Here is a 22,381-nt window from a genome sequence, read left to right as displayed (position 1 = left end):
ACCCTCCTTCGGGCCCGTAATGATCAGCTCCGCGATGGGGGCAGCGACATCCACGGTGAAGGAGTGATCGACCTTCTGCCCGTGCTCATCCGTCACGGTGATCTCAACCAGGCCGTTGGGCTGCGCGGGGAGCGTGATCGACCACTCGCCCTTTGCGTTCGCGGTCGTCGTGCCGATGACCTTGCCATCCTTATCGGTGATGGTGATGTCAGCCTTCGGCTCGGAGGTGCCCGTCACGACCGGCTTGTCCGTAGTGACCGTGGAACCGGCGGTCGGGCCGGACACGGCCAGCTGATCGACCACGTTGACCGTGATCGTCGCCGAAGCCTCAGACGTCTCGCCGCCGTCCTTCGGGGTCTGCACCGCGGTCAGCTGATTCGGGCCCTTCGCCAGGTCACTGGTCGGAGTGAGGGACCAGGTGCCATCCTCGGCGACCGTGGTCGTGCCGAGCGACGTGCCGTCCTGGTCCTTGACCTCGACCTGCGCACCGGTGTGACCCGCACCCGACAGAGTGGGGCGCTGCGTGTCGACAGTCAGGGACGGGAACGCGACCAAGATGACCGGAACATCTTCTATCGTGAAATCAATCTTCACTTCATTGCCGTAATCGTCATGCACAGTGATCGAAACCTCACCCGCAGGCTGCTTCGGGAGGATGACAGACCAGCCACCAGCCTCATCAGCAATAGTTTCACCGAAGCCCGCCCCATCGGGGCCTACAACCGTCACCTTTGCGCCCGGCTCAGCAGTACCTGATACCACTAGCGGCTGCGACTCAACAACAGATCCCTGTGTCGGGCCAGCCACAACGAGTGGCGCCACCGCTGGCTTGAGTAGACCAGTGGCGAGCGCTAGAGCGCCCGCGTGTTCCTTTGGACCAAGAGAAACCACATGTCCACCAGTACCGAAACCCTTCACCCACAGCCCAGAGGAAACATGCACGAGGCCGGTCGTGAATTCCGGATAGTCCGGAAGCATCTTCTCGTCCGGCACCTTTTGGAATTCAAAGTCCTGGTCACCTTTCCCCGTGCACAGCCTAAACTGCAAATAACCGGGGCTATCAGGATACCGAGAAAGACACTTCCCTTCACGCATCACCGGCCCCCGCAGACCCTCAGCCGGAAAGCTCATCTGAGCCCCCTCGATAAATCCCATTTCAAGAGCCTCGGCCATGGTGGAGCGCTCGTGGCGGCGTCCGTTCAAGAGACCTTCCACGCTCTTGTCCATCCGCGGAACAAAACTTCCCGGCTTATCCTTAGAGCCGAAAGGAAGAACAATAGGACCCACCACTCGGTCAACCTTGGGTGCGGCACTCGCAGGCGACGCCGCCACAATCCCACCAAACGCCAGCGCTCCCGCCAGGCCGAGTGCGCCGAGGCGCTTCGCGTTCTTCTTCGCCATCTTGCTGTCCTTTCGTCTCCCGCGGCCGCCGTGCCGGCCTGCGGGGCAAGTCTTCGTCGGCCCGTTCGGCCCGACACAGAAAGATTAACATGTTAGCTGTTATGCGTAAACAGTAACGACTCATCGAACGCCGTCTCGCCGCACCCGAAGCCCACTCAGCCCCTGATCAGGTCAAAGATCGACGATCCAAACTTTTTCGACCCGAGCCGCTCTCCACCACGCCCCACAGCCCGAAGTGCTCCACCGGACCTCTGCTGGCCGCTTCCGGGACGCCGTCAAGCCCACAGGCCAACTACCGGCTGAGCGGCCCCGTCCGCCCGCCGCCCAGCCCACGCGACCCTTCCTGCCCGCAGCGCCCCCGCTCCGCCCGCGACTCACCCGACCCCGCGCGACCCCAACGCAGCACCGCGCCCTCACCAGTACAGGCGCAGCGCACAGAGCACCACTCGAGCGAACGCGCGTACACGAAAAGCGACCCGATTCCGGGTAGGAGCGTCCACTCGAACTCGCGACTTGCGAATCACCGCCATCGGGCATCCTTCGCTCAGCACCCGCGGAGAGGGGCAATCGCTGCACAACTCACCCGATCGCGCCGTCGATCACAGAAGGGGCCGATAGCGCGAACCGACTTCGGTAGTGTGCCTCCTATGAGCAGTTCGGAACCGGCGCCCACCGCCCGGTCCCCCTACCTCCTATCGCTCGGCAACATCCATACGACCGAGTACTGGGCGGTCACACCCGCGGGATCCTGGCCGCTCGCACGCGTGACCGTCGTCGTGCGGGATCGCAGCGCCACCACGCCAGGACGGGTGTTTCGAGCGCTGCTGGACATCATCTGGACCTCAGTGTTCTCGGTACTCGCCTCGGTCGATGTGGACCCGCGCAAGCGTGGGTACATCGCGATTACTGTGCGTGCCGATGGGCATTCCTACCTTGAGCAGATACCCGTGGTCACCGAGCCCGAGCGGGCCGAGGTGCTCAACCGGGTCGCCTACCTGCAGCACCTGATCGGCAACGCCCGGATCTCGGCGCGATAGCGTGCGCGCCGACGCCCGGGGCCTCTGGATCCGCATCAGACGATGGTCGGGGCGGGCGCTGTGGATCCTGCGCCCCCGCTGCCAGGGGCAGCGCCGGGCGCGCCTCGCCCGCCGAGCAGCGGGCTGAGGCGGCGCCCGGGGCCGGTCTCAGTCGGCGAGCGACTCCAGCTTCCGCCACGCCAGCGTCGCGAGGGCCGCCGCCTGGTCGCCCAGCACGGCGTCGTCGAAGATCACCCGCGGCGAGTGGTTGAACTCCGCCGTCGTGTGATCCGAGTCGGGCGGGCTCGTCGCCAGCATCACGAATGCGCCGGGCACCTCGTTCAGCACGAACGAGAAGTCCTCGGACCCCATGCCGGGGTTCGGCAGCGTCTGCACGCGCGGCTCGCCGAACGCCTCCCCCAGCCAGGCGAGCGTCTCCTCCGCCGCGGCCGGGTCGTTGATCGTCACCGGGTACTGCTCCTCGAACACCGCCTCGGCGACCATGCCGTGCGCCGCCGCGATGTGCTCCGCCAGCCGCGGCGCCTCCTCCGCCACGCGCCGCTGCGACGACACCGACAACGTGCGCACCGTCGCCCGCAGCGTCGCCGTCTCGGGGATCACGTTCACCGCCTCGCTGCCCTGCAGCTGCGTCACCGACAGCACGATCGGATCGAACACGTCGAAGCGCCGCGTCACGAACGACTGCAGCGCCAGCACGATCTCGGCCGCCACCGGCACCGGATCCAGCACCTGGTGCGGCTGCGATCCGTGCCCGCCGCGCCCCCGCACCGTGATGGTCAGCTCGTTCGATCCCGCCGCGATCGCACCCGGCCGGGTCACGAACGTACCGAACGGGCCGGGGGCCACGTGGATCCCGTAGGCCGCCACGGGCTTCTGGCCGGATGCCTCGAGCAGCCCCTCCTCGATCATGATCCTCGCGCCGCCGTACCCCTCCTCGCCCGGCTGGAACATGAACACCACGTCGCCCGCGAGCCGGTCCCGATGCGCGGTCAGCAGCCGGGCCGCCCCCACGAGGCCCGCCGTGTGCAGATCGTGCCCGCACGCGTGCATGCGCCCGTTGGTCGACGCGAAGTCGAGCCCGGTCTGCTCCACCACCGGCAGCGCATCCATGTCGCCGCGCAGCAGGACCGTCGGCCCGGGACGCCCGCCGCGCAGCACCGCCACGATCGACGTCAGCCGCTCACCGAGGGTGACCTCGAGACCCAGCGGATCCAGCTCCCCCAGCACCCGCCGCTGCGTCTCGGGCAGCAGCAGGCCCAGTTCGGGGGCGCGGTGCAGGTCGCGGCGCAGCGCCTGCAGCTCGGGCAGGATCGCGGCGGCTTCGGCGGCGAACGCGGGAGTGGTCATGGGGGTCTCCTTCGACAGGGGGGGGTGGGAGGAAACGGGGCGAGTGCGCGGAAGAACCGGCCGCCCCGATGGGGTTCAGTGTGCCGCAGCGGGATCCGCGGCGGCTGCGCGCTCCCCCGCAGTTTCTCGCGGCACGAAGAGCAGGGCGACGAAGCAGACGACGAACGCCGCCCCGCAGAAGATCCAGATGCCGTAATAGCCTTCGATCCCCGCGAACTCCGTGCCGGCGACGAGCGCCGCACCCAGCATCGCCGCGAAGATCGCGCCCGCGAGCGCGCCACCGAGCGTGCGCAGCGAGTTGTAGACGCCCGCGGCGATCCCTGTGGCGTCCGTCGGCGCCAGCTCCGCGAGCCGGGCGGGCAGCGCCCCCAGCAGCAGGCCGTAGCCGAGCCCCTGCACCACCGACGCGATCAGGTAGCCGCCGAAGGATCCGTGCAGCGGCAGCACGAGGAAGTTGCCGACCGCCGAGAGGATCGCCCCCGCGAGCAGCACCGTGCGGATCCCGATGCGCGCCGCCAGCACGCTGAACAGTGCCGCACCGACGGTCGCGAGGATCGTGATCGTGCCGATCACGAGCGAGATCGTGCCGGCGGTCGCCTCGAAGCCGTATCCCTCGCGCTCCGGGCTCGACCCCATGAAGGTCGCGATCTGCGCCTGAGCGCCGAACATCACCATGCCGAAGCAGAGCGCTGCGAGATAGATGGGCCCGACGCGGCGGGACGCGACCAGTCGCACATCGACCGCGGGGGCGGGCGAGCGCAGTTCCCACAGCACCCAGCCGACGAACACGACGACCGCGAGCAGCAGCGGGATCAGCGCCGACAGAGCGAAGAAGCCGGCATCCCCCGCACCCCGCAGCCCGACGAGCACGGCGATCATGAACACCGCGATGCCCGCGAAACCGACGAAGTCGACCTTCGTGGCGGTGCGCGCCGGCGACTCGGGTACGAGACGGAACACCACGAACGTCGAGATGAGCACCAGCACGACCGGCGCGAGCATCGTCAGCGTGATGTTCGGCGAGAACAGCGAGATGCCGCCCGCCGTGAACGTCCCGAGGATCGCACCGCCCGTGAGGAACGTGATGAGCAGGCCGATGGCCCGGCGCGCCGATTCGCCCGAGATGCGGTTGTGCACGAGCGCGATCTCGAGCGGCAGCCACACCGCCAACGGCCCGACGAGCACTCGGGCGACCAGCACCACCGGGTAGCTCGGCACGAGCGCGGTGACGAGCGTGCCGATCAGCACCGACACCACCGCGATCCGCAGCAGCCGGCGGTGCCCGAAGAGGTCGCCCAGCTTCGACAGCAGCGGTACGCACACGGCTGCCGCGAGGCTCTGCACCGTGAGGAACCACGTGATGTCGGCGTCGCTCACCGTCAGGTGCGCGGCGAAGTCCTTCAGCAGCGGCGGATAGAAGCCCTGCGTGAACCCGCTCGCGAGCTCGCAGAAGATGAGGAAACCCACGACCTTGCGGGCGCGGGAACCGGCGATGGGCAGGCCGGCGGTCTGGGGTGCGTTCACGGTGGATCCAATCTCCGGCTTCGGTGGCAGAGGGGACGGGGTGCAGTGCTGGGTGGTTGTGTTGGTGCTGGTCGTGTTGGCTGGTGGTTTCGGTCCTGCCGACGGTGTCGGTCATCTGGAAGCTATCCGAACGGACCTGCTCCGGTTCGCCGGTGTCACCCTCACGAGTCACCCGTTGCCGGGCGGCGCATCCGATGCGCTGCGGAGGCTCGTGGTCGGTGCGGGGGTGTGCGGGTGTGCGGGAGGCGACTCAGTCGAGCGCGCGATGCAGGCGCTCCGTGTATCCGAGGAACGCCGCGCTGCGCCCCCGCAGCAGTTCTCGCTCGGCGGCGCACCAGTCGAGGCCGGCCCCGCGGATCGCGGATCCGAAACCGCGGCGGTCGAGCGCGGGCCTGGTGAGGTACGCGCCGAGGGGCACCACGAGCCCACGGGCGAAGCTGCCGGATCCTCTCGGGTACGCGACGGGGAAGAGCTCCGCGCAGACATCGAGGAACCGCGCGAGCCCCGCGAACGGATCCCGGTGGGCGCAGTCCGCGGCGGGATCGTGCGTATGCGCAGCTTGCGCACTCGCTTCGGAGGATTCGACGATGCCGAGCGCCGACTCCCGCTCCTGACCCTGTTCTCGCTCCTGCTCCCCTTCTTGCTCCGGGCGGAAGCCCAGCGGGTCGGTGGCGCCGTGGTCCAGGCGGGCGCGATCGGCCGGGCCGAGGCCTGCGAGCCGCGCGGCGGAGGCGAGGCGGCCCTTCGGGGCGCGATCGATGATGCTGCCGACGAGCAAGCCGAGGGCGCGGATCCGCTCCTGCATGTCGGAGTCGTCCCAGTCGGCGAGCCGACGCATCGCTTCGCGCACGGGAGTGCGGGAGACGCCGAGCTGCAGCGCGATGGCGTCGAGATTGAGACGCTCGCCGGGCGCATAGCGCTCGAGCACGATGTCGTTCATGAGCAGCGAGTAGACCTGATCGCCGAGCAGGTCGACGCTCAGGTTCAGGCGGGTCTTCACCGGAGCAGGCGGCGACGCGGGACGGGGCATGCGGGATCCGTTCTCGAGGCGGGCAGGGCGCGGCGAATTGGGGAGGCGTGCGGATCGCCGGTTGGCCCGCCCGACGGTTCGACCGGGGTCCGTCCGGCAGTTCGACCGACGGCCGGCGAGCGGACGGCCGCGAGCCGTGCTGGCGTCGATGCGCAGGATCGTCTTACCTCGCACACCACACTAACATGCTACCGGTCAGTTCGGATCGAAGTGTGCACAAAAAAGCGGGCCGGACCGGAAACCTGCTTCCGATCCGACCCGCTTGTGCCGGAGCCGCCTGTCGGATTTGAACCGACGACCTGTTCTTTACAAGGTCGAGGCTTGCCCCGACTACGTGCCCCCGGCATGGACCGCCGCGTACCGAACAGAGGTCGCCCGATGAGCGCGGTGATGGTGGTACGGACGGCAAGCGGGCGGGCATCGCATCTGAGCGCCGGGTGGCGACCGGGATACACACAGTGCGGTCGCGGAGCCGTCGAAGTCCTGCCGGACGCCTGGAGGGTCGATTGCCGCGTGTGCGAACGGGGATTGACGCCAGCGATGAAGGACGAACTGGACGCCCGCTGGTCGCGTCAACGCGAGGTTGACGCCGAATCGACGGGGCCGGCGGGGCGGGCATGAGCGTCGAGACCACGGCGTTTATCGCGATGCTGCGGCGGATGCTGCGCGCTGCGGGTAGGCGGGTTGCGGAGGCCGATGAGGTCGAACTCGCCGAGCTTGCCGATTTGAGGGCCGAAGTGGATTCGGTTATTGATACTGCTGTTGCCTCGTGGCGAGCACGGGGCGAATCCTGGGCCACCATCGGGGCGGCTCTGGGCGTGACCAAACAGGCCGCCCAGAAACGTTATGGGAGGACGAAACCTTGACCGATCAGCCGACACTCTGGGATGACACTGACGCCCTGCTCCGCACTTGGCGGGGCTGGCAGGTGGCCCAGGGACTCAGCGACCGGACCTATACCGAGCGGGACGCGACGATGCGGCACCTGTTCCAGACGACCGGGGCGACGCCGCGCACGCTTGCCGAGTTCCACGTCATCATGTACTGCGGTCGCCCCGAGCTGTCCGACGCTTCGAGGGCGAGCTATCACGCGACGATCCGGGCGTTCTGCGCCTGGATGGTGAAGGCCCGAGTCCGGGCCGATGACCCCACCGCGGCGACCCCGAGACCGAAGCGCCCGAGAGCGAAGCCGCGCCCGCTGTCGTTCGAGGCGGTGCGGCTGCTGCTCGCGACCGCGAACCGGGCGCGCACGCGGGCGTACGTCCTCCTGGCGGTGCTCGCCGGAATGCGTATCCACGAGGTCGCGAAGATCCGGGGTGAGGATATCGACCTCGACCGGGGAACGATCATCATCGAGGGCAAGGGCGGAGTGGTCGAGATTGTGCCGCTCCACGATGAGCTGCGCGCGCTGGCGCTCACGATGCCGCGCACGGGGTTCTGGTTCCCGGCGTACACGGTCGAGGGGTGCGTGGGCCGCAAGGCGATCTATGCGGCGATCAAGGGCACCATGAAGCGGGCCGGGCTCGGGCACGCGAAGCCGCACCATCTGCGCCACTCGTACGGCACCGAACTGCTCGGGCAGGGGGCGGACCTCCGCGTGGTGCAGGAACTCATGCGGCATGCCGACGTGAGCACTACCCAGCGGTACACCGACATCCACTGGTCGGCGAAGGTCTCCGCAATCGGCACGCTACGGCTCGCGGCCTGACACTGGATAGGATCACGCCATGAGAACCGCCGTCGCCGTCGCGCTCGCTTGCCTACTCCTGCTCACCGGCTGCGCTCCAGCCGAGCCGAGCGTGGCCCGATTCAAGTCAGCGATGGAGCTACGCGGGTATGCCGACATGGACATGGACAAGATGATCGAGGCCGGACACAAGGCATGCGAGACAGCCAAGGCCGCGGGCGAAGGGGTCGCCGAGCATGGCCGGAAGGTCGCCGAGAACATGACCACGATCGACGCCGCCAAGTGGCACACGACGGTGGCAGAAGCGGCCGAGCAGTACCTCTGCCCTGGTCAGTAGCCACGCGAGAGCGCCCCGCCCGAATGATTCGGGCGGGGCGCTCTGCCGTGTTGGGTCAGGCCGGAGTGCGGGGCACGTTGGCACCGGCCAGGCCGCCGACGCCGAGCAGGCCCGCGCCTGCGCCGATGAGGGGCAGGTCACCGCGCGTGGCTCCGATGATGATGCACACGAGGCCACCGAGTGCAGCGGCGGCGTAGGTCGCCAGCCGGGCGGCGGCGTCGGGGGTGAGGTTCTTCATGGTCTACTCCTCGTCAAGGGTCGGGATGGGTGGCAGGTCGGGGGCATCGTCCTTGCGGTGCCGGTAGTAGAGGTCCTGGCATCGACGCGCCCATGCCCAGAGCGCCCGCTCGCGGCGCGTGTACCGCTCCAGGCGGGCCTCCAGCAGGCCGATGCGCCGCCAGAGGAACCCAAAGACAACGCCGATGCCGCCGATGCTCGCCGCGCCGACGACGCCGAGCGCGGCGAGCAGCGCGATCAGGGTGTCCTCGGTCACGGGGCGACCCGGTCGCTCTCGATCTCGGCGATCAGCGGGGTGAGCTGGTGCGCGATCAGGGACGCCTGCTGCTGGATCGCGATGTACCCGGCGGCGTCGGTGCGGCTGGTCTCGCCGCCGAGCCCACGAGCGTACATGCGCGACCACGCGGCACCGATCCTGGCGTCCTGGGTTGCGAGGTAGCCGTCTCGCACGAGCACCTTGCCCTCGGTCTCCATCGCGCCTTCGTGGCCGAGTCCGGGGTGCGCGAGCGTCCACTCGGGCTTGCCTTCGGTGCGGAAATGAACGGTCGGCTTGAACATGTCGTCCTCGTCTCTGGTGATGGGTGCCGGGGTCGGCGTCGGGTTGGAGGTGGTGATGGGGCGGAGCACGCCGAGCACGCCGCGCCGGGTCAGGTGCTCTCGGTGGACAGCGCCGGGGTTCTGCGTGAGGCAGTACACCGAGTACTGTCCGGCGTCGCGGAGCGCGACGGCGACGTGGGGCAGGCCGGACCCGTCGTAGGCAGCCCAGAACACCACGTCCCCGCGACGGATGGTCTTGCCGTCGTGTCGGGTGAACAGGCTGCCGACGTGCTCGGTCACGGGGAACTGCCGCCACACCTGATCGGTGAAGCCGGTGCCGGGCGCGTACCCGTCACCGGGTCGCCCCTCGAGCGCGTAGAGGTAGGACAGCCACACGTCGTGGCACTGGTAGGGCTGCTGCCGTGGCGCGGCGTCGAGGTCGAGTAGCCGCCCGTCGATCGACGCCGCCCACCGGTCAAGGTCAACCATGGGTCAGCCCGCCATGTAGGTGATCGAGCCGGAGCAGCCGGTGCGCGCGGCTCCGGTGTCCTGGACGACGCCGAGCACGCCCGCGGAGCTGAGGTACGCGCCCCCGGTGTAGCCGCCCGACATGTAGGTCACGCCTCGTGCGTTCGGGCCCGCTGACGGACGCCACTCGGCAGGCAGAGCGGTGCCCACGTCGGTCGGCGTCGTGTTCGGGATCGAGGCCGACGCCAGGAGCTGGAACCGGAGCATCGTGGTTCCCGCCCGGCGCTGTCCGAGCAACTGCCCCCGGTAGGCGGTGGGCAGGTAGGTGCTGAGGTCAACCCAGCCGGTTCCCGCGAGTGCGGCGCGGACGCTCTCCATGCCCAGGTTGAGCATGTCGGACGCTTTGCCCGATACGTCGTCCTCGCCGTAGAGCCTGATTCCAGTGATCGGGTCGGTGTAGCCTGCGCTCATTGTGGGTGCCTCCTAGGCGGTAGTGACGGATTCGAGTTCGACGGACATCAGCCCGTCTGGATAGTTCCAAGTGATGGACGAGACGGTGCCGCGCACCGGTTCGGGGCTGGTGACGCGCACGAGGTCATCCGGGCGGAGCCTCGGCCGAGCGGGCGTGGTGAACTTCGCGCCGCGGAGCTTCGCGCCCTGCCGATCCCGGCTCGTCACCAGCCACGAGTAGTAGGTGCCGGGCGCGCCGGTGAGGGTGCGCTGGTACTCGCGGAAGTCGGCGCGGTCGTAGTCGCTCGTGTTCCCCGGCGTGCCGCCCGATCCGTCGATCTGGGTGCGGCCCAGCTTGGTGTCCACCGTCTTGATGATCGTGGCCGTGCGGTAGCCGTCTGCGAGGTTCGCGGCGTCGGTGTACTCGGTGAGCTGATCAGTGCCGATGGTGAGCGCCGGGATCGTGCCACGCCTGCGCCGCACAAGGTGATACTCGCGGCGAGTGTCGGCGTAGAGCAGCATCTCGGCGGCGTCGAGGCCGGGCTCGATCACGTCCCAGGCAGACATGCCCGCCTCGATGATGGTCGGCGTGGTCGGCAGCGCCTTGTCGGTGGGGGTCTCGACCAGGGCCGCGCCGGGGACGGCTCGCGCGAGCACGTCGGCCACGAGCGGGACCACGGTCGTGTAGTTCACCGTGCGAGACGGGAGCACGATGCTCAGTAGGTCTTGCAGCTCCATCTCGCAGGACGTGAGCGAGAGCGTCGCGGTGCCGTCCAGCAGGTCGCGGTCGATGGTGCGCACCATCAGCTCCAGCTCTGTGACCTCGGGCGTGCCCGCGGTCGAGTCGCCGCCGACAGCGGACGTGACCGCTCGGGGCGAGAGCAGGCCGAGCCCGGTCCATGCCGAGAGCGCGGCACCGCCGAGCAGGGCCGTCCACTCCGAGAGCGGGACCGCTGCTCCCTCGTGGCGGGTCCAGCGCAGACCGACGAACCGGGGCGGCGTCGCGCCTCCGAGCACCGGGGTATCGACCACGGTGGCCGTCGCGGACCAGCGCGGCGCCCATCCGGTGTCAGCGGAGAGTTGGAGCTGGAGCACTTCGGTCAGGCGCTTGCCGGTGGTCAGGTCGAGCAGCTCGACAACATGCGTGGTTCCCCGGGCCATTAGGCCACCTCCTGGATTTCGGCGGTCACGTTCCACACGCCGAACTCGGTATCGAGCTGACGGCGAATCGCACCGGTGACGACATAGGTCATGGACACGGTGGGACGGGTGGGCTCGGTGAGGGTCAGCAGGCCGCCCTTGGCGTGCAGCGTCTCGCACGCGGCGGCGTCGGCCTCGTCCGCGCCGTAGAACATGACGAGGGTGAGGGCGCGGAGCCCGGTCGGACGATGTACGACGGCGACGCCGCCGTTCATGAGGTCGTGCGTGAGGGTGCGCCCCGCCCGGCTGGTCTCGTACTCGGTGACCAGCTCCGGCGTTGTCGTGCCGTGCGGCGATGTGATGGTGGTCATCTGACGGGCTTCCCTTCTCGGTCCCGTGCATCGACGGTGACGACGATGGTGCGTTGCCGGTTGATAAAGCTGTTCAGGGCGGCCTCGGCCGCGCCTGTGTAGGCGCGCGCGGTGACGGGTGCGACGCGCGCCCGTGCGACGTTCCCGAGCGCCCGGCTCGCGTCGCCGGTCTTGGCTTGCGCGTTGATGACCGCTGTCCGCTTCGCCGACGCGACCTTGTTCAGATCGGCGTCCGCCTTCCCGGTGTCGCCCTTGGCCCCGATCGTCGCCGTGCGCTCCTGTCCGGTGGTCGATGCAAGCTTGCCTTCGGCAGGGGCGGTGTCGGCGTCGGCCTTCACCGTCGCGGACAATGGCGTGCCGTTCACGATGTCCTGTCCGCCCCCTACGGCGGCCTTGACCTGCGTAGCGAACTTCTCCTGCAGCTCGGGGCCGCCGTTCATGATCGCCTGCAACATCGGCGCGAAGTCCACGCCCTGGTCGAGGACGGCTTGCGCCTCCTCGAAGCTCAGGCCGGTGGCTTCGGCGAGGGCCGCGACGTTGGTCGAGAAATTGCTGGTGGCGTTGATCCGCTCCTGCATTGCCGCGATGTACTTTTCGGGGTTGGTAGCCCCGGTTTCTGCGTTGTAGTAGTCAGACCACGATCCGATCGCCCCGTCGAGCTCGCCCTGGAGCGCGTCGATCTGCTCGGCCCGTGCTTCGAGCGCGGGGCCTCCTGCCTCGTTCCAGGCTCGCTCCGCGTCGGCGGCCTCCTGCACCGCGTCGCGGGTGTCTTTGAGCTTGTCGACGATGCGCTGGTGGGCGTCGGCTTCGTCGTTTGCGGACGCGATGCGGGTGCGTCCGCCGACAGCGCGGTTCAGGTCGCGTTCGCCCTTGACCTGCTTTTCCTGCGCCTCAATGATCTTGTCGATTCCCTCGACGTTTCCGGCCATGGCCTGAGCCAGATCCTTGTAGCTGGTGACCGCACCGCGGGCGTCCTTGCGGAGCGTGGTCAGCGACATGGCCCCCTCTTCGGTTTCGGTCGCCAGCTCGCGGAGGCGACTGGCGATCTGGTCGATGCCGAGCGCACCGCCCTTACCTGCCTCGATCAGGGCATCGGCTAGCTCGCCGACTTGCGCCCGAAACTCGGCTTCCTTCTCCTTGGCTTGCTCGATCGCGCCCATGATGAGACCGATCCCGGCTGCGCCCGCGGTGCCCGCGAGCATGCCCATGGGGCCGAGATTGCCGATGACGCCGCCCAGAGTGTCCTGCGCGATCTGCGCAATATCCTCGGCATCGCCCCGGAAGCTCGATACCGTCTCGGACAGGTTGGCCATCGCTTCGTCTTTGAACTCGGCGGTGGCCTCGCCTGCGCCCGACATACCCTCCTTGAACCCGCTGTCCATGCGGCGTGCTCGATCGCTCGCCTGCTCGGTCTCGCGCGCCAGGTCCTCAATCTGATCTTTGGTGCGCTCGGTCGCGCGCTGCGCATTGCGCATTGCGTCATCCAGCTCGTCGCCTGCTTTGTCGCCTGCGCGACCGAGCTTGGTCAGCTCCTTGTCGGCGTCTTTGAGAGGGTTTATCACGCCGGAGTCGATACCCTTGGCGAACGCTTTGGTTTCGGACGCGATGCCAATTTCGATGGGGGCAGCCACGGGGTCAGCTCACTTTCTCGACGGTCTCGTGGATGGTGCGCACTGCGGTCTGGACCCAGAGCGACGCGATGCGGGGGATGGACTCGGAAGCGGCCGGGTAGGCCACGTATCCGCGCGAGCGTGGGAGCCGGAACCCGCCGCCCATGCGGCGGGTATAGGCGGTGCCCTTGCGGGACCGGGAGGCCACTCGTGTGTCCGGGTGTGCGCCGAACTCGATCGCGGTCGCCAGGCTGCTGAGCGGGGTCGAGCCGATGCGGCCGACGCCGCCCGCGCGGAGGAACACGTTTCGCGTGGTCACTCCGGCGCGGGCGGAGTCGGCGAGCCGGGTTTGCATCCTGGTGGTGACGTTCGCGCGCGTGGTCTCGGCCCAGATCGGCTGAGCGGCTGCCTTGGTGTGGCGGCCGATCTGCGTACGCACGTCCCGATCGAGACCCCGCATGGCGTGCATGAGCGTCGTCAGCGGGGAGTCGATCAGGAGGGAAATGGACCCGGCAGCCATGGTTACGGGGTGATCGGTTCCAGGACGGGAGTGGTCGAACCGAGCGAGACGCTTGCAGTTGCCACGGCATCGACCGCGCCACCGATCGCGCCAGGCTGAATGGAGAGCGTGGCGGTGATCGAGCGTCCACCCTTGACGGGTTCGAAGATCACCTCGATCTGCTCGCCTGCGTGCTGCATCAGGTAGTTGCTTAGGCTCTTGGGGTTGCTCCAGTCCTGGGCGTAGTCGATGTTGGCGGCCCAGGTCGGTGCGCCGGAGAACGTGAACGAGGCGGAGGGATCGAGCCCCTTGAACGTCGCGCTAGTCGAGGTCGGAACGAATTCGACTTTGGCGACGTGCGCCTCGTAGTCGTCAGCGCCGACGGTGAACAGGCAGTTCACCATCATGAACGGATTGACGGCGATCTTGGGCATGGGTTATTCCTTCGGTTCGGGGGTGGATATGACGGACAGGGACAGCTCCCAGCCGGGGTAGAGGCCGTTCGGAGTGACGACCTTTTGCGCCTCGCTCCAGTTGATGGCTTCGTGGCCGTCGAGCGCGGTCAGCAGCTCGGCCATGGCATCGTCCATGGCCGCTTCTGCCTTCGCGAGATCCTGATTCGGAATGAACACCGCGAGGACGACGACGTTGCGCAGGGCACCGATCGGGGCCTCGGGCAGCTTCTCGAACCGGTCGTGCTTCACGATCACGGTGGGACGCTCGATGATCTGCGGGATGCGCTGTTCGTCGACACGCTTCCAGTCGTCCGGGAGCGCGAGATTGTTCAGCAGGTAGTCGCGGACGTTACCGGGCACGAGGCTTCCCTCCCTTCGGGCGGATGAGTTGCTTTACGTGCCAGTCGAGCGGATGCGGGCGGAGCACGAAATCCGCTCCGTCACCGATGCCACCTGTGGGATCGACAGTCGAGGCGGCCCAGATGTTCTGGGCCTGCCTGAGCTGCGCGACGCGGTACGCGGCGGGCACATCGTCGGATTCCTCCGCGATCGTCGGGTCTGCAGCCTTCTGGGGCGCGTAGCGGACGACCTGGCCGCGGGCGACGGCGAGCAGCTCGTCAAGCTGCTCGTCGTCGTCCGGCGCATCGGCCCACGCGTTGCTGGCCGAGTCGGCGTCGTGCCAACGGCTCATCAGGCACCGGCCGCGACGGTCACGAGGGACAGGGCCTTGGCGTTGTGCGTCACGTCCCCGATGTAGCCGTAGAGCGCGGGGTCGATCGCGCCGTTGGACGGCACGAGGCCCTCGACGCGGATCGGGGAGCCGGGCAGCTCGTACATCGTCCTGGCCTCCTTCGCGCCGGTGAGAACCTTGCCGGGGCCCACCGGGCCAGGCAGGATGCGGAATCCGGCCGTCGTGCCCTCCTCCAGGCCGAAGCCAGCGGAGAGGTAGCCGAGCACCTCGTCCTTGCCGGTGAGCACGATGTCGCGCCACAGCTCGGGCGAGACGACCGAGAACGTGGGCGTGTTCTCGGTCGCGATCACGCCGAGCGCGCCGTCCACGATCGCGGCGAGGCCCGCGGCGACGCCTGCGGGGACCGTGCCCGGCGTGACAGCGGTGGCGGCGGCGACCATGGTCGAGAGCGCGTCGAGGTCGGATACTCGGGCGTAGCTCTCGGTCATGGCGTCGAAGTAGGCCTGCCAGAATCCCTGGTCGCTGAAGTCGGTGTAGCGGCGGTCGATCCGGTGGCCGCCCGCGATGCGGCGCGCGTCCTGGCTCACGGGCTCGGTATCGACGGTGTTCGACGGGATCTCGGCGTTGTTGCCCGAGTACGCGGCGACGGTGGGCTCCTTGCCCTCCACGAAGCGCCACCCGTTGATCGTGTAGCTGGTCAGCGGGGCGGTGTTGCAGAGGTCCCAGAACCGGCGCACGTAGGCGCGGCGGGCCCAGAGCTGGCCGATGTACGCGGGCTCCGCGATATCCTTCGCGATTGTCGCGCCGCTCGGGCCGGAGGCCTGGATCGAGGCGAGGGCGAACATCGCGTCCTCGCCGCCCAGGTAGGCGTCGAGCGCGGAGCGGTCGCCGGATCGGCGGGTGTTCGCGATCGCGGCGAACAGGCCGGTGGCGGTCGTGCCGTCGGTCGAGGCGGCGGGGGCCTGGAGGCCGGTGGGAACCTTGGCGGATGCGGTCATAGTCTGGTCCTTCTGATCGGGGGTCGGTGCGGGGTCGGTGGGCTCGGCGGCTTTGAGCGCGTCGAGCACGGCTGCGGTGACGGTGGCCGCGAGGGCGGCGGCGTCGGCGGGGTCGGGCTCCACCTCATCGAGCACCTCCACGGCGTCGTCCACGGAGGAGAACACCGCGGCCGACTGGAACGCTCCGCGGACGGTTGCGGCAGCTCCGGTGAGGGTGGCGCGCACCGCGTTCGCACCGCGGCGGGCCAGCCCCTTCACCTCGGCCGAGAGCTTCGGCTTGGCCTCGTCCTTCGCGTCGAGTGCACGGGTGAGGAAGTCGTCGCCCTCGGGGGTCTGAAAGATCGAGAACTCCGCCTCGATCCCGGCCGCCGTCTCGACTACCTCGGTCGCTCGGCCGAGCGGTGCGAACTGGCTGTGCTCGTTGTTCAGCGTGATCGCGGCGGGATCGGTCGGGAGCGTGACCGTACCGGCGCTGAACATGATGGGATCGGTGTTCGACTTCGACGGGCTCGACAGCTCCCCGAACGGGAGCAGGAGACCGCGCACGGTGCGCTTCTCCTGGTCGGCAAACAGGGCGGTGGTCATGGATCAGTCCTCCACGGGGTCGGTGATTGCGGGTGAGGTGGTGTCGGTGAGGCGGGAGCGGTCGAAGCGGATGCGGCGGCCAGGCGCGCACACGTCGTCCATGGACAGGCGCGCTTCGATTGGGTCGAGCCACATCGGGAGGGTGTAGTCGAGGAACTCGTTCCGATGGCCCTCCTGCGTCGAGTAGGTGAGCGAGGCCGACGACATGGACCCGTCGAGCAGCGCGGCCGGGAGGCCGAGCAGGCGGGCCACGTCCAGCACGATCGCGTTGCGGCCCTGCTCGTACAGGTCCGTCGCAACGCTTCCGTGCACGCGGACCTCGACGCGCTGATCAGTGAAGCCCACCGAGCCGGTCGGGGAAGTGCGAGCGGCGGCCCAGCTGTCCACCATGTCGTCAATCTCGTCGTCGTCCAGCTCGTCGTCGGTGAGCTGGTGCAGCTCAACAAGCGGGATCGGGGATTGCGCACGGCCCACCCAAGCGTTCTGGACGGCGTGAGCGCCGCGGATCGTATCGGCCCCGGCCTCCAGAATCCCCTCGAAGCTGCCGGGGATCAGGATGACTTCGGACGCGGCAGCCTCCCGGCCGTTCACGGTCACGGTGCCGGTGGTCTGATTGACCTCCCAGGCCTGGAACGGGATGCGGGCGGCGTCGGTGATCTGACCGCTGGCGTCGCGTTCGACCGCCCAGCAAGCCCAGCCGTAGTGGATCAGGTCATCGATCGTCCACGCCATGCGGTGCCACGGGGACACGTCCCCGGCGGTGCGGTAGAGCCACGGCTGATCTACGCGGTTCTCGCCCTCCAGCTCGACAAGCTGGAGGCCCGCGCCGACGCCAACGAGCACGTTGCGACCCTTGGCGATCGCGGGAATGCGCATCGCACCGTTGCGGTTCACCTCGCCGGTCGCGCCCTCGAAGTGCTCGGCCCATGCGATCCGCGCCATGATCGCGGACTCGTATGGAGTCACGAGGCCGACAGCGGCCGGTGCGACGTGCGTAGCCAGCTCGTGCGAGCGGCGGAAGAAAGTGAAAAGTCCCACCCCCTCACGATCGGTGAGGGGGTGGGACATTCCGCGAATCAGGGGCGGCCCGTGCGCTGTCGGCGTCGCCAACGGCGGGCGGCCTCCCAGGCTTGCTCTTCGCCAGGGTGCGCGGCCTTCTCGTGACCGACTGCGCAGGTGTGGGCCTCGTCCATGGACAGCCGGATTGCGGACCACCAGGGGCATTCGGTGCAGGTAATCACGACGGAAATCGTGCGGTCGTTGTCGAGCTTGACGGTCATGATGCGACCTTTCCGCGGAGGCGCTGGGCCTTCGGCTTGGCTTCGTCGTAGGCGAGCAGCGCGAGCGCGGCCGCCTCAATGGCTGTGATGTCGTCTTCGGGCTTCTTGGGATCGCGGCCGAGAGCCCAGCCGTTCACACCGGCTTTGCGCTTCACGACCTTCTTGGCGGCGGTGTCCAGCTCGGGCTGGCGGTAGTGCCGGACGTTGGTGGGCTTGTCCTTCGGCTGCACCTCGTCCACGAGCAGACCCGCCGCCTTCTTGACGTCCATGAAGCCGTACGGTCGGAGGCGCGGGCGGGGGCGCAGGCGTTCCCACTCGACGGCGAATCGGGCCATGGTGGGCGAGCCGCTATCGAAGGTGATCGAGCGGCTGAACTTCTTGGCGTAGACAGGGCCAACCTTCTTGACCCAGGCGACACCGCGGCGGTGCTCCAGTAGCAGAATCACCGCGTGGGCGTCCTCGTCGCGCCAGGCCGCGACCAGCGCCCCGCAGGTGAGGTCCGGGTGTACCGCGATCGCCAGCTCGAAGTCCTCTGGCGGCGTCGGGAGGTCAGCACCGGTGCCGCCGTCGGCCCACTTGATCGGGTCGAGCAGTCCCGCTGCCTCGCCGATGGTGCCGAAGATGTTGCCGTACTCGCGGGCGAACTTCTCACGCGGGAACTCGTCAAAGTTCTCCTTGATCGACGCGAGCGTGGTCAGCGTGCCGACGCCGGGGTGGTGCAGCTCGATCAGCTCACGAGCGCGGCCCTCGGGGTTGTCCTCGGTCGGCTCCCAGTCGGACAGCTCGGCTTCGGTCACTTCCTCGGGGAAGTTCCACGCTGCGATCCCACCGACGCCCGAGCGGCAGGTCTCCAGTGCGTCCCAGAGCATGTTCCCGCTGCGGAATCGGCCGGCTGTTCCGATGGACACGACCTGAGCGCCGGGCCTGGTATCGAGGGTGGGGAGCACGGCCGCGCGTACCTCGGCGATGTACTCCGGGTCGTTGGGCTCGCCGGACTCGTCCAGGATGAACAGGTCGAACGCCTCGCCGCGCACGTCATCCAGGGAGCTCAGCCAGTCCACCGAGCCGCCGCCGTCCGGGAAGCTCACACCCTCCATGCCCGCGATGCGTGAGACCTTGACGGGGCGCGTGCGCTTGTCGCGGTAGAGCGCTTCGATCGGTGTCGCCACGTCCTTCAGGAAGCGCTTGCGTCCGGCCTTGCCGGAGGTCAGCGTCAGGATGCCCACACGGTAGTCCTCGCGGTAGGCGGCGCGACCGGTCGCGATCGCGTTGACGGAGGTGGACTTCGAAGAGCGTCGAGGGATGAGCAGCACGTTCCGTTGATGCCCAGCGGTCAGCACGTCCGATATCAGGAGCTGCTGCGGCTGCGGTCGGCGGCCGCCGATCGCTCGCTCGCCGTCGAAGCGTAGGAGCCGCGCGCCCTCCAGGAACTCGCGCCTCGACTGCTCGGTGGTCGCGAGGTTCGACAGCTTCGTGGCGGGGAGCACCTTGTCACGGTGCGTGATCCATTCGGCTTCGCCCATCAGAAATTCCCCGGCGTGATCGGGGGGAAAAGCGCCTTGGTGAGCCTTGGCGGGGGATGCGGTCGCGCGATTCAAAGAACTCGGTTTCTCGACTCGATCGACCTCGATCAGCGGTTCGATCGTGGTCGGCGCGAGCAACGACGCGAGGTGTGCGAGGCGGTCGAGGTCCACACCCGCGGCGAGGATGCGGGCCAGCGCCTCGGTGTTCGGGTCCGGGGTCACTTGATCCATGTCGGCAGCCTCCGTGCCCGGGGCGATGCGCGGTTGGTCTTGGCCGCGCCGAGTCGCCCGCCGTCCTTGCGGTTGCACGAGCGGTGCGCGCCGCCGAGATTGGACAGCTCGACGCCGCCGCCCGCGCTGGCGTCCACGATGTGTCCCACGTCCCACCGCTGGCCGAGCACGACCGGGCGGCCACAGTTCACGCACGGCACCGAGCCGCCCGACGCCAGCGTGGCGGTGATGATGCGGGCCACGGTGCGCCTGGCTCGGTGCCACTCGGGCGTGTGGTGTGCGCCGCTCATCGTCGCCGTCCGTCGAGGTAGATGCCGAGCAGCAGGCCGACGATACCGAGCACGAGCGGGATCGTGGTGGTGAGGCCGGTCATCCGATGCACCCTTCGCTCTTCTCGATCAGGCGCACGCGCCTCAGTCGCCGCTCACGGACTCGGGCCGTGGGTTGCGTGCTACGGGCGAGGACCGCGAGCATGTCGCCGGAGACGGGCGTCTCGTCGCCGAAGCGATCCTGGATCTCGGTGAGCATCGCGGCGTCGGTGCGGCGGCGCGTCGCGGTGTCGAACTCGGTGCGGGCGCTGTAGGTCGTGAACGCGCTCATCGGGTGACCTCCACCGCGGTGCGCCAGCCGGGGCAGTTGGCGAGGACGTGGCCGAGCTGGAAGCACCAGGCGCACATGACGGTGGGCACGGGCTGCTGTTCGGTTTCGAGCTGGGCGGTGCGCTCGGTGCGGCGGGATGCGCGCGAGGCGTGAACCTCGTCCATCAGCCGGTCGTGCAGTTCGGTGCGGAGCACCTGGGCCTGCTGCATCGCTTCGGGCCATGAGGCCCCGTAGGCGATGCGGGTGAGCGAGGTCCGGTCGGGCTCTTCGGGGTCTTCGATCCACGCGAGCGCGTACCAGCGCTGCGAGTGCAGGCGGGCGAGCGCGCGAGGGTTCCCGTTGCGGCGGACGAGGGCGCGGATGGTGGCGGTCATGAGATTCCTCCGATGGTGGCGAGCAGCACGGCTGCGATGGAGAGTCCGAGTGCGACGCCTGCGAGCACGAGCAGGATGCGTTCGGGGGTGACGTTGGGTTGCTGGTCGTTCATGCGCTGGCCTCTCGGACGAGGGCGGCGAGCTGCGGGATCGTGAGTCCGCATCCGGGGTTGCAGCACTCGACCATGACGCCTGGGAGCCAGTGCGTCGGATGGAGCCGGTTGCCGCGTGGGCACGGGAGCTGCGCGGCTTGCGCTGCGATCCGGGCTTCGGCTTCGGTGCGGGCTCGGGGCGGCTGCTCGTTCGGGAGGTCGGCGAGGCGGGGCAGCTTCGGTGCCGGGGCGGGCCAGCTCGATCCGGGGCGCATCGCGGCGGCGGTCCTCGCTACGGCTTTCCGGGGGTTGAATCCCTCGCGTGCGCTCGCGCTTACTGCCGCGACCTGAGATACACCTTGGTTAGGTAGATAGTTATCTTGAGGTTCGCCCGACGCTAGCGAGGGGCCGGGGGCATCGCTAGCGTCGGTCCGACGATTGCGAGGGGCAGACGATTGCGAGGGGCCGGATTTGGCCTGTCGGGTGTCCCGGTGCTGCGAGCTGCGGTCGCACCAGTCGGGGCAGGTGATCGTGACCCGGTACATGTTCGTACGGGTGTGCTCGGGCTTACCGAGCTGGAGCCCGCCGTTCCTGATGGTCTCCAGCTCGCCGAGTTCTTCGAGCTTGCGGATCGCCTTGCGGGCGTTGTCGGGGGCGACGTTGGCGTAGCGCGCCAGGCGCTCGACGGCGGGGAACGCGCCTAGCTCGCCCTCGTGCGAGGCGATCCCGAGCAGCACGATCTTGGCCGTGCCCGTGGCTGCTGAGTGGTTGAGCGCGAGCGCCATAGCCTCGATGCTCACAGGGAACCGACCTCATGTCGGATATTCGGAACTGTCATGCACGCAAGGCAACCTCCACACGTGTCGGATATCCGACATTGAACGCGGCGTGTCGTAAATCCGACACTGAGCCGGTAGTCTGACCCCATGACGATGACTCAGACAGCGCTAGGGCGGCGCCTCCGGGCGGCACGCACTCTCGCAGGGCTCGATCAAGTTGGCATTGCGCGAATGCTCGGCGTCGGGCGCTCGACCGTCTCGAACTGGGAGACCGGACTCAGCGAGCCCCAGGTAACCCAGTTCGTCCGCTGGGCGCATGTCACCGGCCAGACGCTCGAATGGCTGACCGATGGCATCAACGACGAAGCCCCGGCAGCTGAGACTGCCGGGGCCGATGAGAGCCGCCTGTCGGATTTGAACCGACGACCTGTTCTTTACGAGGGAACTGCTCTACCCCTGAGCTAAGGCGGCGTGGGCCGAGACTGGCTCAGCACACAGTCGAAGATCTTATCACGGGGCGGGGCGCCGATACCAACTGCACGGGAGAGGCGAGCCCGACGAATGCGGTGGGGAGAGCCCGCAGGGCACGGCGAGCGAGCGGGGCGCCGTCGCGCCTTTTCGACCCTGCGTGCTCATCGAGAGGTCCCAAATCATCCTTTTCCGGGCTAGGAAAGGGTGATTTGGGACCTCTCGATGGAGCCATCAGGCGGGTTCGCCTCGCCTTCGCGCGGGTTCAGGCGGAGGCGCAGGTTCGGGCCCGGTCGCGGAGTGAGGCAGGGCGGGCAGGCCCGACTTCCCGAGGTCGAGGAGCCTTCGCGGACTCCTCAGGGTCCGGTCCCGCACAGCGCGGACCTCCGAAGCGCGCGTTTGCGCACACGCAGGTCATCGAGTGGCGCCAAAGCGAGCCTATCCGGCATGGATAACCGTGGTTTGGTGCCACTCGAAGGAGGTGCAGGCGCGAACGCAGCACCAGAGAAAGAAGGAAGGAGAAGAAACGAGGGAGGGATCGGGTGCAGCCCAGCGTCGGGCGAAGCCCCCGGCTCCGACGCTCAGCGCCGAACGCACTCAGACTCGCACGCGACCCACGGACAGGAGCGT

27 protein-coding genes, 1 tRNA gene and 1 pseudogene are annotated in these 22,381 nt (G+C 68.5%); 5 read left to right on the top strand and 24 right to left on the bottom strand.

Annotated elements, in window-relative coordinates; translation table 11 throughout:
* Nucleotides 1-1,401: Ig-like domain-containing protein (locus XM48_RS17900; RefSeq protein WP_197074183.1), on the bottom strand; the 1,401-nt coding region annotated here is incomplete at its 3' end.
* 647 nt (nt 1,402-2,048) lie between these two features.
* Here XM48_RS17900 and XM48_RS09445 point away from each other — a divergent pair.
* On the top strand, nt 2,049-2,438 hold the full coding sequence (locus XM48_RS09445; protein WP_046455555.1) for a hypothetical protein: 390 nt from the start codon (nt 2,049-2,051) through the stop codon (nt 2,436-2,438).
* Nucleotides 2,439-2,585: 147 nt separating this feature from the next.
* Here the strand turns inward: XM48_RS09445 and XM48_RS09440 are convergent, their stop codons facing one another.
* The 3 genes from XM48_RS09440 to XM48_RS16975 form a co-directional block, all read right to left on the bottom strand.
* A complete protein-coding gene (locus tag XM48_RS09440) occupies nt 2,586-3,785 on the bottom strand; it encodes a M20 family metallopeptidase (protein WP_046455554.1) in 1,200 nt (399 codons plus the stop codon).
* Nucleotides 3,786-3,860: 75 nt separating this feature from the next.
* Nucleotides 3,861-5,309, bottom strand: coding sequence for an MFS transporter (locus tag XM48_RS09435; protein ID WP_052961420.1), 1,449 nt, complete (start codon nt 5,307-5,309; stop codon nt 3,861-3,863).
* 250 nt (nt 5,310-5,559) lie between these two features.
* The gene (locus tag XM48_RS16975) at nt 5,560-6,339 is read right to left on the bottom strand and encodes a GntR family transcriptional regulator (RefSeq protein WP_052961419.1); all 780 of its coding nucleotides are present in this window, start codon (nt 6,337-6,339) and stop codon (nt 5,560-5,562) included.
* Between the two features lie 617 nt (nt 6,340-6,956).
* On the opposite strand from XM48_RS16975, the gene XM48_RS09425 reads away from it, so the two are divergent.
* The 3 genes from XM48_RS09425 to XM48_RS09415 are packed head-to-tail and all read left to right on the top strand — an operon-like array spanning nt 6,957 to nt 8,363.
* Complete coding sequence (locus XM48_RS09425) at nt 6,957-7,205, top strand: hypothetical protein (RefSeq protein WP_052961418.1); 249 nt, start codon at nt 6,957-6,959, stop codon at nt 7,203-7,205.
* Nucleotides 7,202-8,047, top strand: a complete 846-nt coding sequence (locus tag XM48_RS09420) for a tyrosine-type recombinase/integrase (RefSeq protein ID WP_052961417.1) — start codon at nt 7,202-7,204, stop codon at nt 8,045-8,047. The genes XM48_RS09425 and XM48_RS09420 overlap by 4 nt, the downstream gene beginning before the upstream one ends.
* 19 nt (nt 8,048-8,066) lie before the next feature.
* The gene (locus XM48_RS09415; protein ID WP_046455553.1) at nt 8,067-8,363 is read left to right on the top strand and encodes a DUF732 domain-containing protein; all 297 of its coding nucleotides are present in this window, start codon (nt 8,067-8,069) and stop codon (nt 8,361-8,363) included.
* A gap of 55 nt (nt 8,364-8,418) precedes the next feature.
* On the opposite strand, the gene XM48_RS09410 is transcribed toward XM48_RS09415, so the two are convergent.
* From XM48_RS09410 to XM48_RS17895, 19 genes are all read right to left on the bottom strand, one after another.
* Nucleotides 8,419-8,601: a hypothetical protein gene (locus XM48_RS09410; protein WP_046455552.1), complete on the bottom strand. Its 183-nt coding sequence runs from the start codon at nt 8,599-8,601 to the stop codon at nt 8,419-8,421.
* A 3-nt stretch (nt 8,602-8,604) separates the two neighbouring features.
* Nucleotides 8,605-8,856, bottom strand: coding sequence for a hypothetical protein (locus XM48_RS09405; RefSeq protein ID WP_046455551.1), 252 nt, complete (start codon nt 8,854-8,856; stop codon nt 8,605-8,607).
* Nucleotides 8,853-9,626, bottom strand: a complete 774-nt coding sequence (locus XM48_RS09400; protein WP_046455550.1) for a hypothetical protein — start codon at nt 9,624-9,626, stop codon at nt 8,853-8,855. The genes XM48_RS09405 and XM48_RS09400 overlap by 4 nt, the downstream gene beginning before the upstream one ends.
* A 3-nt stretch (nt 9,627-9,629) precedes the next feature.
* Nucleotides 9,630-10,076 carry a hypothetical protein gene (locus tag XM48_RS09395; protein WP_046455549.1) on the bottom strand — a complete coding sequence of 149 codons (447 nt, stop codon included), beginning with the start codon at nt 10,074-10,076 and terminating at the stop codon, nt 9,630-9,632.
* Between the two features lie 12 nt (nt 10,077-10,088).
* A complete protein-coding gene (locus XM48_RS09390) occupies nt 10,089-11,216 on the bottom strand; it encodes a hypothetical protein (RefSeq protein ID WP_046455548.1) in 1,128 nt (375 codons plus the stop codon).
* Nucleotides 11,216-11,566 carry a hypothetical protein gene (locus tag XM48_RS09385; protein ID WP_046455547.1) on the bottom strand — a complete coding sequence of 117 codons (351 nt, stop codon included), beginning with the start codon at nt 11,564-11,566 and terminating at the stop codon, nt 11,216-11,218. Before XM48_RS09385 ends, XM48_RS09390 begins: the two co-directional genes overlap by 1 nt.
* The gene (locus tag XM48_RS09380; protein ID WP_156174998.1) at nt 11,563-13,197 is read right to left on the bottom strand and encodes a hypothetical protein; all 1,635 of its coding nucleotides are present in this window, start codon (nt 13,195-13,197) and stop codon (nt 11,563-11,565) included. The genes XM48_RS09385 and XM48_RS09380 overlap by 4 nt, the downstream gene beginning before the upstream one ends.
* A gap of 4 nt (nt 13,198-13,201) precedes the next feature.
* Nucleotides 13,202-13,696, bottom strand: coding sequence for a hypothetical protein (locus XM48_RS09375; protein WP_046455545.1), 495 nt, complete (start codon nt 13,694-13,696; stop codon nt 13,202-13,204).
* Nucleotides 13,697-13,698: 2 nt separating this feature from the next.
* Nucleotides 13,699-14,109 carry a hypothetical protein gene (locus tag XM48_RS09370; protein WP_046455544.1) on the bottom strand — a complete coding sequence of 137 codons (411 nt, stop codon included), beginning with the start codon at nt 14,107-14,109 and terminating at the stop codon, nt 13,699-13,701.
* 3 nt (nt 14,110-14,112) lie between these two features.
* Entirely contained in the window at nt 14,113-14,490 is a 378-nt protein-coding gene (locus tag XM48_RS09365) for a hypothetical protein (RefSeq protein WP_046455543.1), read from the bottom strand.
* Nucleotides 14,480-14,821, bottom strand: coding sequence for a hypothetical protein (locus XM48_RS09360; RefSeq protein ID WP_046455542.1), 342 nt, complete (start codon nt 14,819-14,821; stop codon nt 14,480-14,482). The genes XM48_RS09365 and XM48_RS09360 overlap by 11 nt, the downstream gene beginning before the upstream one ends.
* Nucleotides 14,821-16,404: a hypothetical protein gene (locus tag XM48_RS09355; protein WP_046455541.1), complete on the bottom strand. Its 1,584-nt coding sequence runs from the start codon at nt 16,402-16,404 to the stop codon at nt 14,821-14,823. Before XM48_RS09355 ends, XM48_RS09360 begins: the two co-directional genes overlap by 1 nt.
* Before the next feature lie 3 nt (nt 16,405-16,407).
* A complete protein-coding gene (locus tag XM48_RS09350) occupies nt 16,408-17,472 on the bottom strand; it encodes a phage portal protein (RefSeq protein ID WP_046455540.1) in 1,065 nt (354 codons plus the stop codon).
* A gap of 8 nt (nt 17,473-17,480) precedes the next feature.
* Nucleotides 17,481-17,684 carry a hypothetical protein gene (locus XM48_RS18275; RefSeq protein ID WP_197074182.1) on the bottom strand — a complete coding sequence of 68 codons (204 nt, stop codon included), beginning with the start codon at nt 17,682-17,684 and terminating at the stop codon, nt 17,481-17,483.
* Entirely contained in the window at nt 17,681-19,438 is a 1,758-nt protein-coding gene (locus XM48_RS09345) for a hypothetical protein (RefSeq protein WP_156174997.1), read from the bottom strand. The genes XM48_RS18275 and XM48_RS09345 overlap by 4 nt, the downstream gene beginning before the upstream one ends.
* Nucleotides 19,426-19,680: an HNH endonuclease gene (locus XM48_RS09340; protein WP_046455538.1), complete on the bottom strand. Its 255-nt coding sequence runs from the start codon at nt 19,678-19,680 to the stop codon at nt 19,426-19,428. The genes XM48_RS09345 and XM48_RS09340 overlap by 13 nt, the downstream gene beginning before the upstream one ends.
* A 127-nt stretch (nt 19,681-19,807) precedes the next feature.
* A complete protein-coding gene (locus XM48_RS09335; RefSeq protein WP_046455537.1) occupies nt 19,808-20,038 on the bottom strand; it encodes a hypothetical protein in 231 nt (76 codons plus the stop codon).
* Nucleotides 20,035-20,412 (bottom strand): hypothetical protein, encoded by a 378-nt coding sequence (locus XM48_RS09330; RefSeq protein ID WP_046455536.1) that lies wholly within the window; start codon nt 20,410-20,412, stop codon nt 20,035-20,037. Before XM48_RS09330 ends, XM48_RS09335 begins: the two co-directional genes overlap by 4 nt.
* A gap of 109 nt (nt 20,413-20,521) precedes the next feature.
* Nucleotides 20,522-21,304, bottom strand: coding sequence for a helix-turn-helix domain-containing protein (locus XM48_RS17895; RefSeq protein WP_156174996.1), 783 nt, complete (start codon nt 21,302-21,304; stop codon nt 20,522-20,524).
* Nucleotides 21,305-21,430: 126 nt separating this feature from the next.
* Between XM48_RS17895 and XM48_RS18675 the strand changes: the two are divergent.
* Nucleotides 21,431-21,628, top strand: a pseudogene (locus XM48_RS18675) (helix-turn-helix domain-containing protein); the annotation flags it as partial.
* A gap of 54 nt (nt 21,629-21,682) precedes the next feature.
* Here the strand turns inward: XM48_RS18675 and XM48_RS09315 are convergent.
* Nucleotides 21,683-21,754 (bottom strand) — tRNA-Thr (locus XM48_RS09315).
* Between the last annotated feature and the right edge of the window lie 627 nt (nt 21,755-22,381).

Origin of the sequence: Leucobacter sp. Ag1, from assembly GCF_000980875.1 — a bacterium.
In the GTDB taxonomy this organism is placed as follows: Bacteria; Actinomycetota; Actinomycetes; order Actinomycetales; family Microbacteriaceae; genus Leucobacter; species Leucobacter iarius.
The sequence above is the reverse complement of the archived record's forward strand: the minus strand, read 5'-3'. Positions and strand labels throughout refer to the sequence as shown.

Coding starts and splice junctions, on each gene's coding strand:
- XM48_RS09425 (WP_052961418.1), top strand. CDS start 6,957: ATGAGCGTCGAGACCACGGCGTTTATCGCGATGCTGCGGCGGATGCTG.
- XM48_RS09415 (WP_046455553.1), top strand. CDS start 8,067: ATGAGAACCGCCGTCGCCGTCGCGCTCGCTTGCCTACTCCTGCTCACC.
- XM48_RS16975 (WP_052961419.1), bottom strand. CDS start 6,339: ATGCCCCGTCCCGCGTCGCCGCCTGCTCCGGTGAAGACCCGCCTGAAC.
- XM48_RS09395 (WP_046455549.1), bottom strand. CDS start 10,076: ATGAGCGCAGGCTACACCGACCCGATCACTGGAATCAGGCTCTACGGC.
- XM48_RS09335 (WP_046455537.1), bottom strand. CDS start 20,038: ATGAGCGCGTTCACGACCTACAGCGCCCGCACCGAGTTCGACACCGCG.
- XM48_RS09410 (WP_046455552.1), bottom strand. CDS start 8,601: ATGAAGAACCTCACCCCCGACGCCGCCGCCCGGCTGGCGACCTACGCC.
- XM48_RS09330 (WP_046455536.1), bottom strand. CDS start 20,412: ATGACCGCCACCATCCGCGCCCTCGTCCGCCGCAACGGGAACCCTCGC.
- XM48_RS09375 (WP_046455545.1), bottom strand. CDS start 13,696: ATGGCTGCCGGGTCCATTTCCCTCCTGATCGACTCCCCGCTGACGACG.
- XM48_RS09360 (WP_046455542.1), bottom strand. CDS start 14,821: ATGAGCCGTTGGCACGACGCCGACTCGGCCAGCAACGCGTGGGCCGAT.
- XM48_RS09370 (WP_046455544.1), bottom strand. CDS start 14,109: ATGCCCAAGATCGCCGTCAATCCGTTCATGATGGTGAACTGCCTGTTC.
- XM48_RS09345 (WP_156174997.1), bottom strand. CDS start 19,438: ATGGATCAAGTGACCCCGGACCCGAACACCGAGGCGCTGGCCCGCATC.
- XM48_RS09440 (WP_046455554.1), bottom strand. CDS start 3,785: ATGACCACTCCCGCGTTCGCCGCCGAAGCCGCCGCGATCCTGCCCGAG.
- XM48_RS09355 (WP_046455541.1), bottom strand. CDS start 16,404: ATGACCACCGCCCTGTTTGCCGACCAGGAGAAGCGCACCGTGCGCGGT.
- XM48_RS09445 (WP_046455555.1), top strand. CDS start 2,049: ATGAGCAGTTCGGAACCGGCGCCCACCGCCCGGTCCCCCTACCTCCTA.
- XM48_RS09350 (WP_046455540.1), bottom strand. CDS start 17,472: ATGTCCCACCCCCTCACCGATCGTGAGGGGGTGGGACTTTTCACTTTC.
- XM48_RS18275 (WP_197074182.1), bottom strand. CDS start 17,684: ATGACCGTCAAGCTCGACAACGACCGCACGATTTCCGTCGTGATTACC.
- XM48_RS09400 (WP_046455550.1), bottom strand. CDS start 9,626: ATGGTTGACCTTGACCGGTGGGCGGCGTCGATCGACGGGCGGCTACTC.
- XM48_RS09385 (WP_046455547.1), bottom strand. CDS start 11,566: ATGACCACCATCACATCGCCGCACGGCACGACAACGCCGGAGCTGGTC.
- XM48_RS09390 (WP_046455548.1), bottom strand. CDS start 11,216: ATGGCCCGGGGAACCACGCATGTTGTCGAGCTGCTCGACCTGACCACC.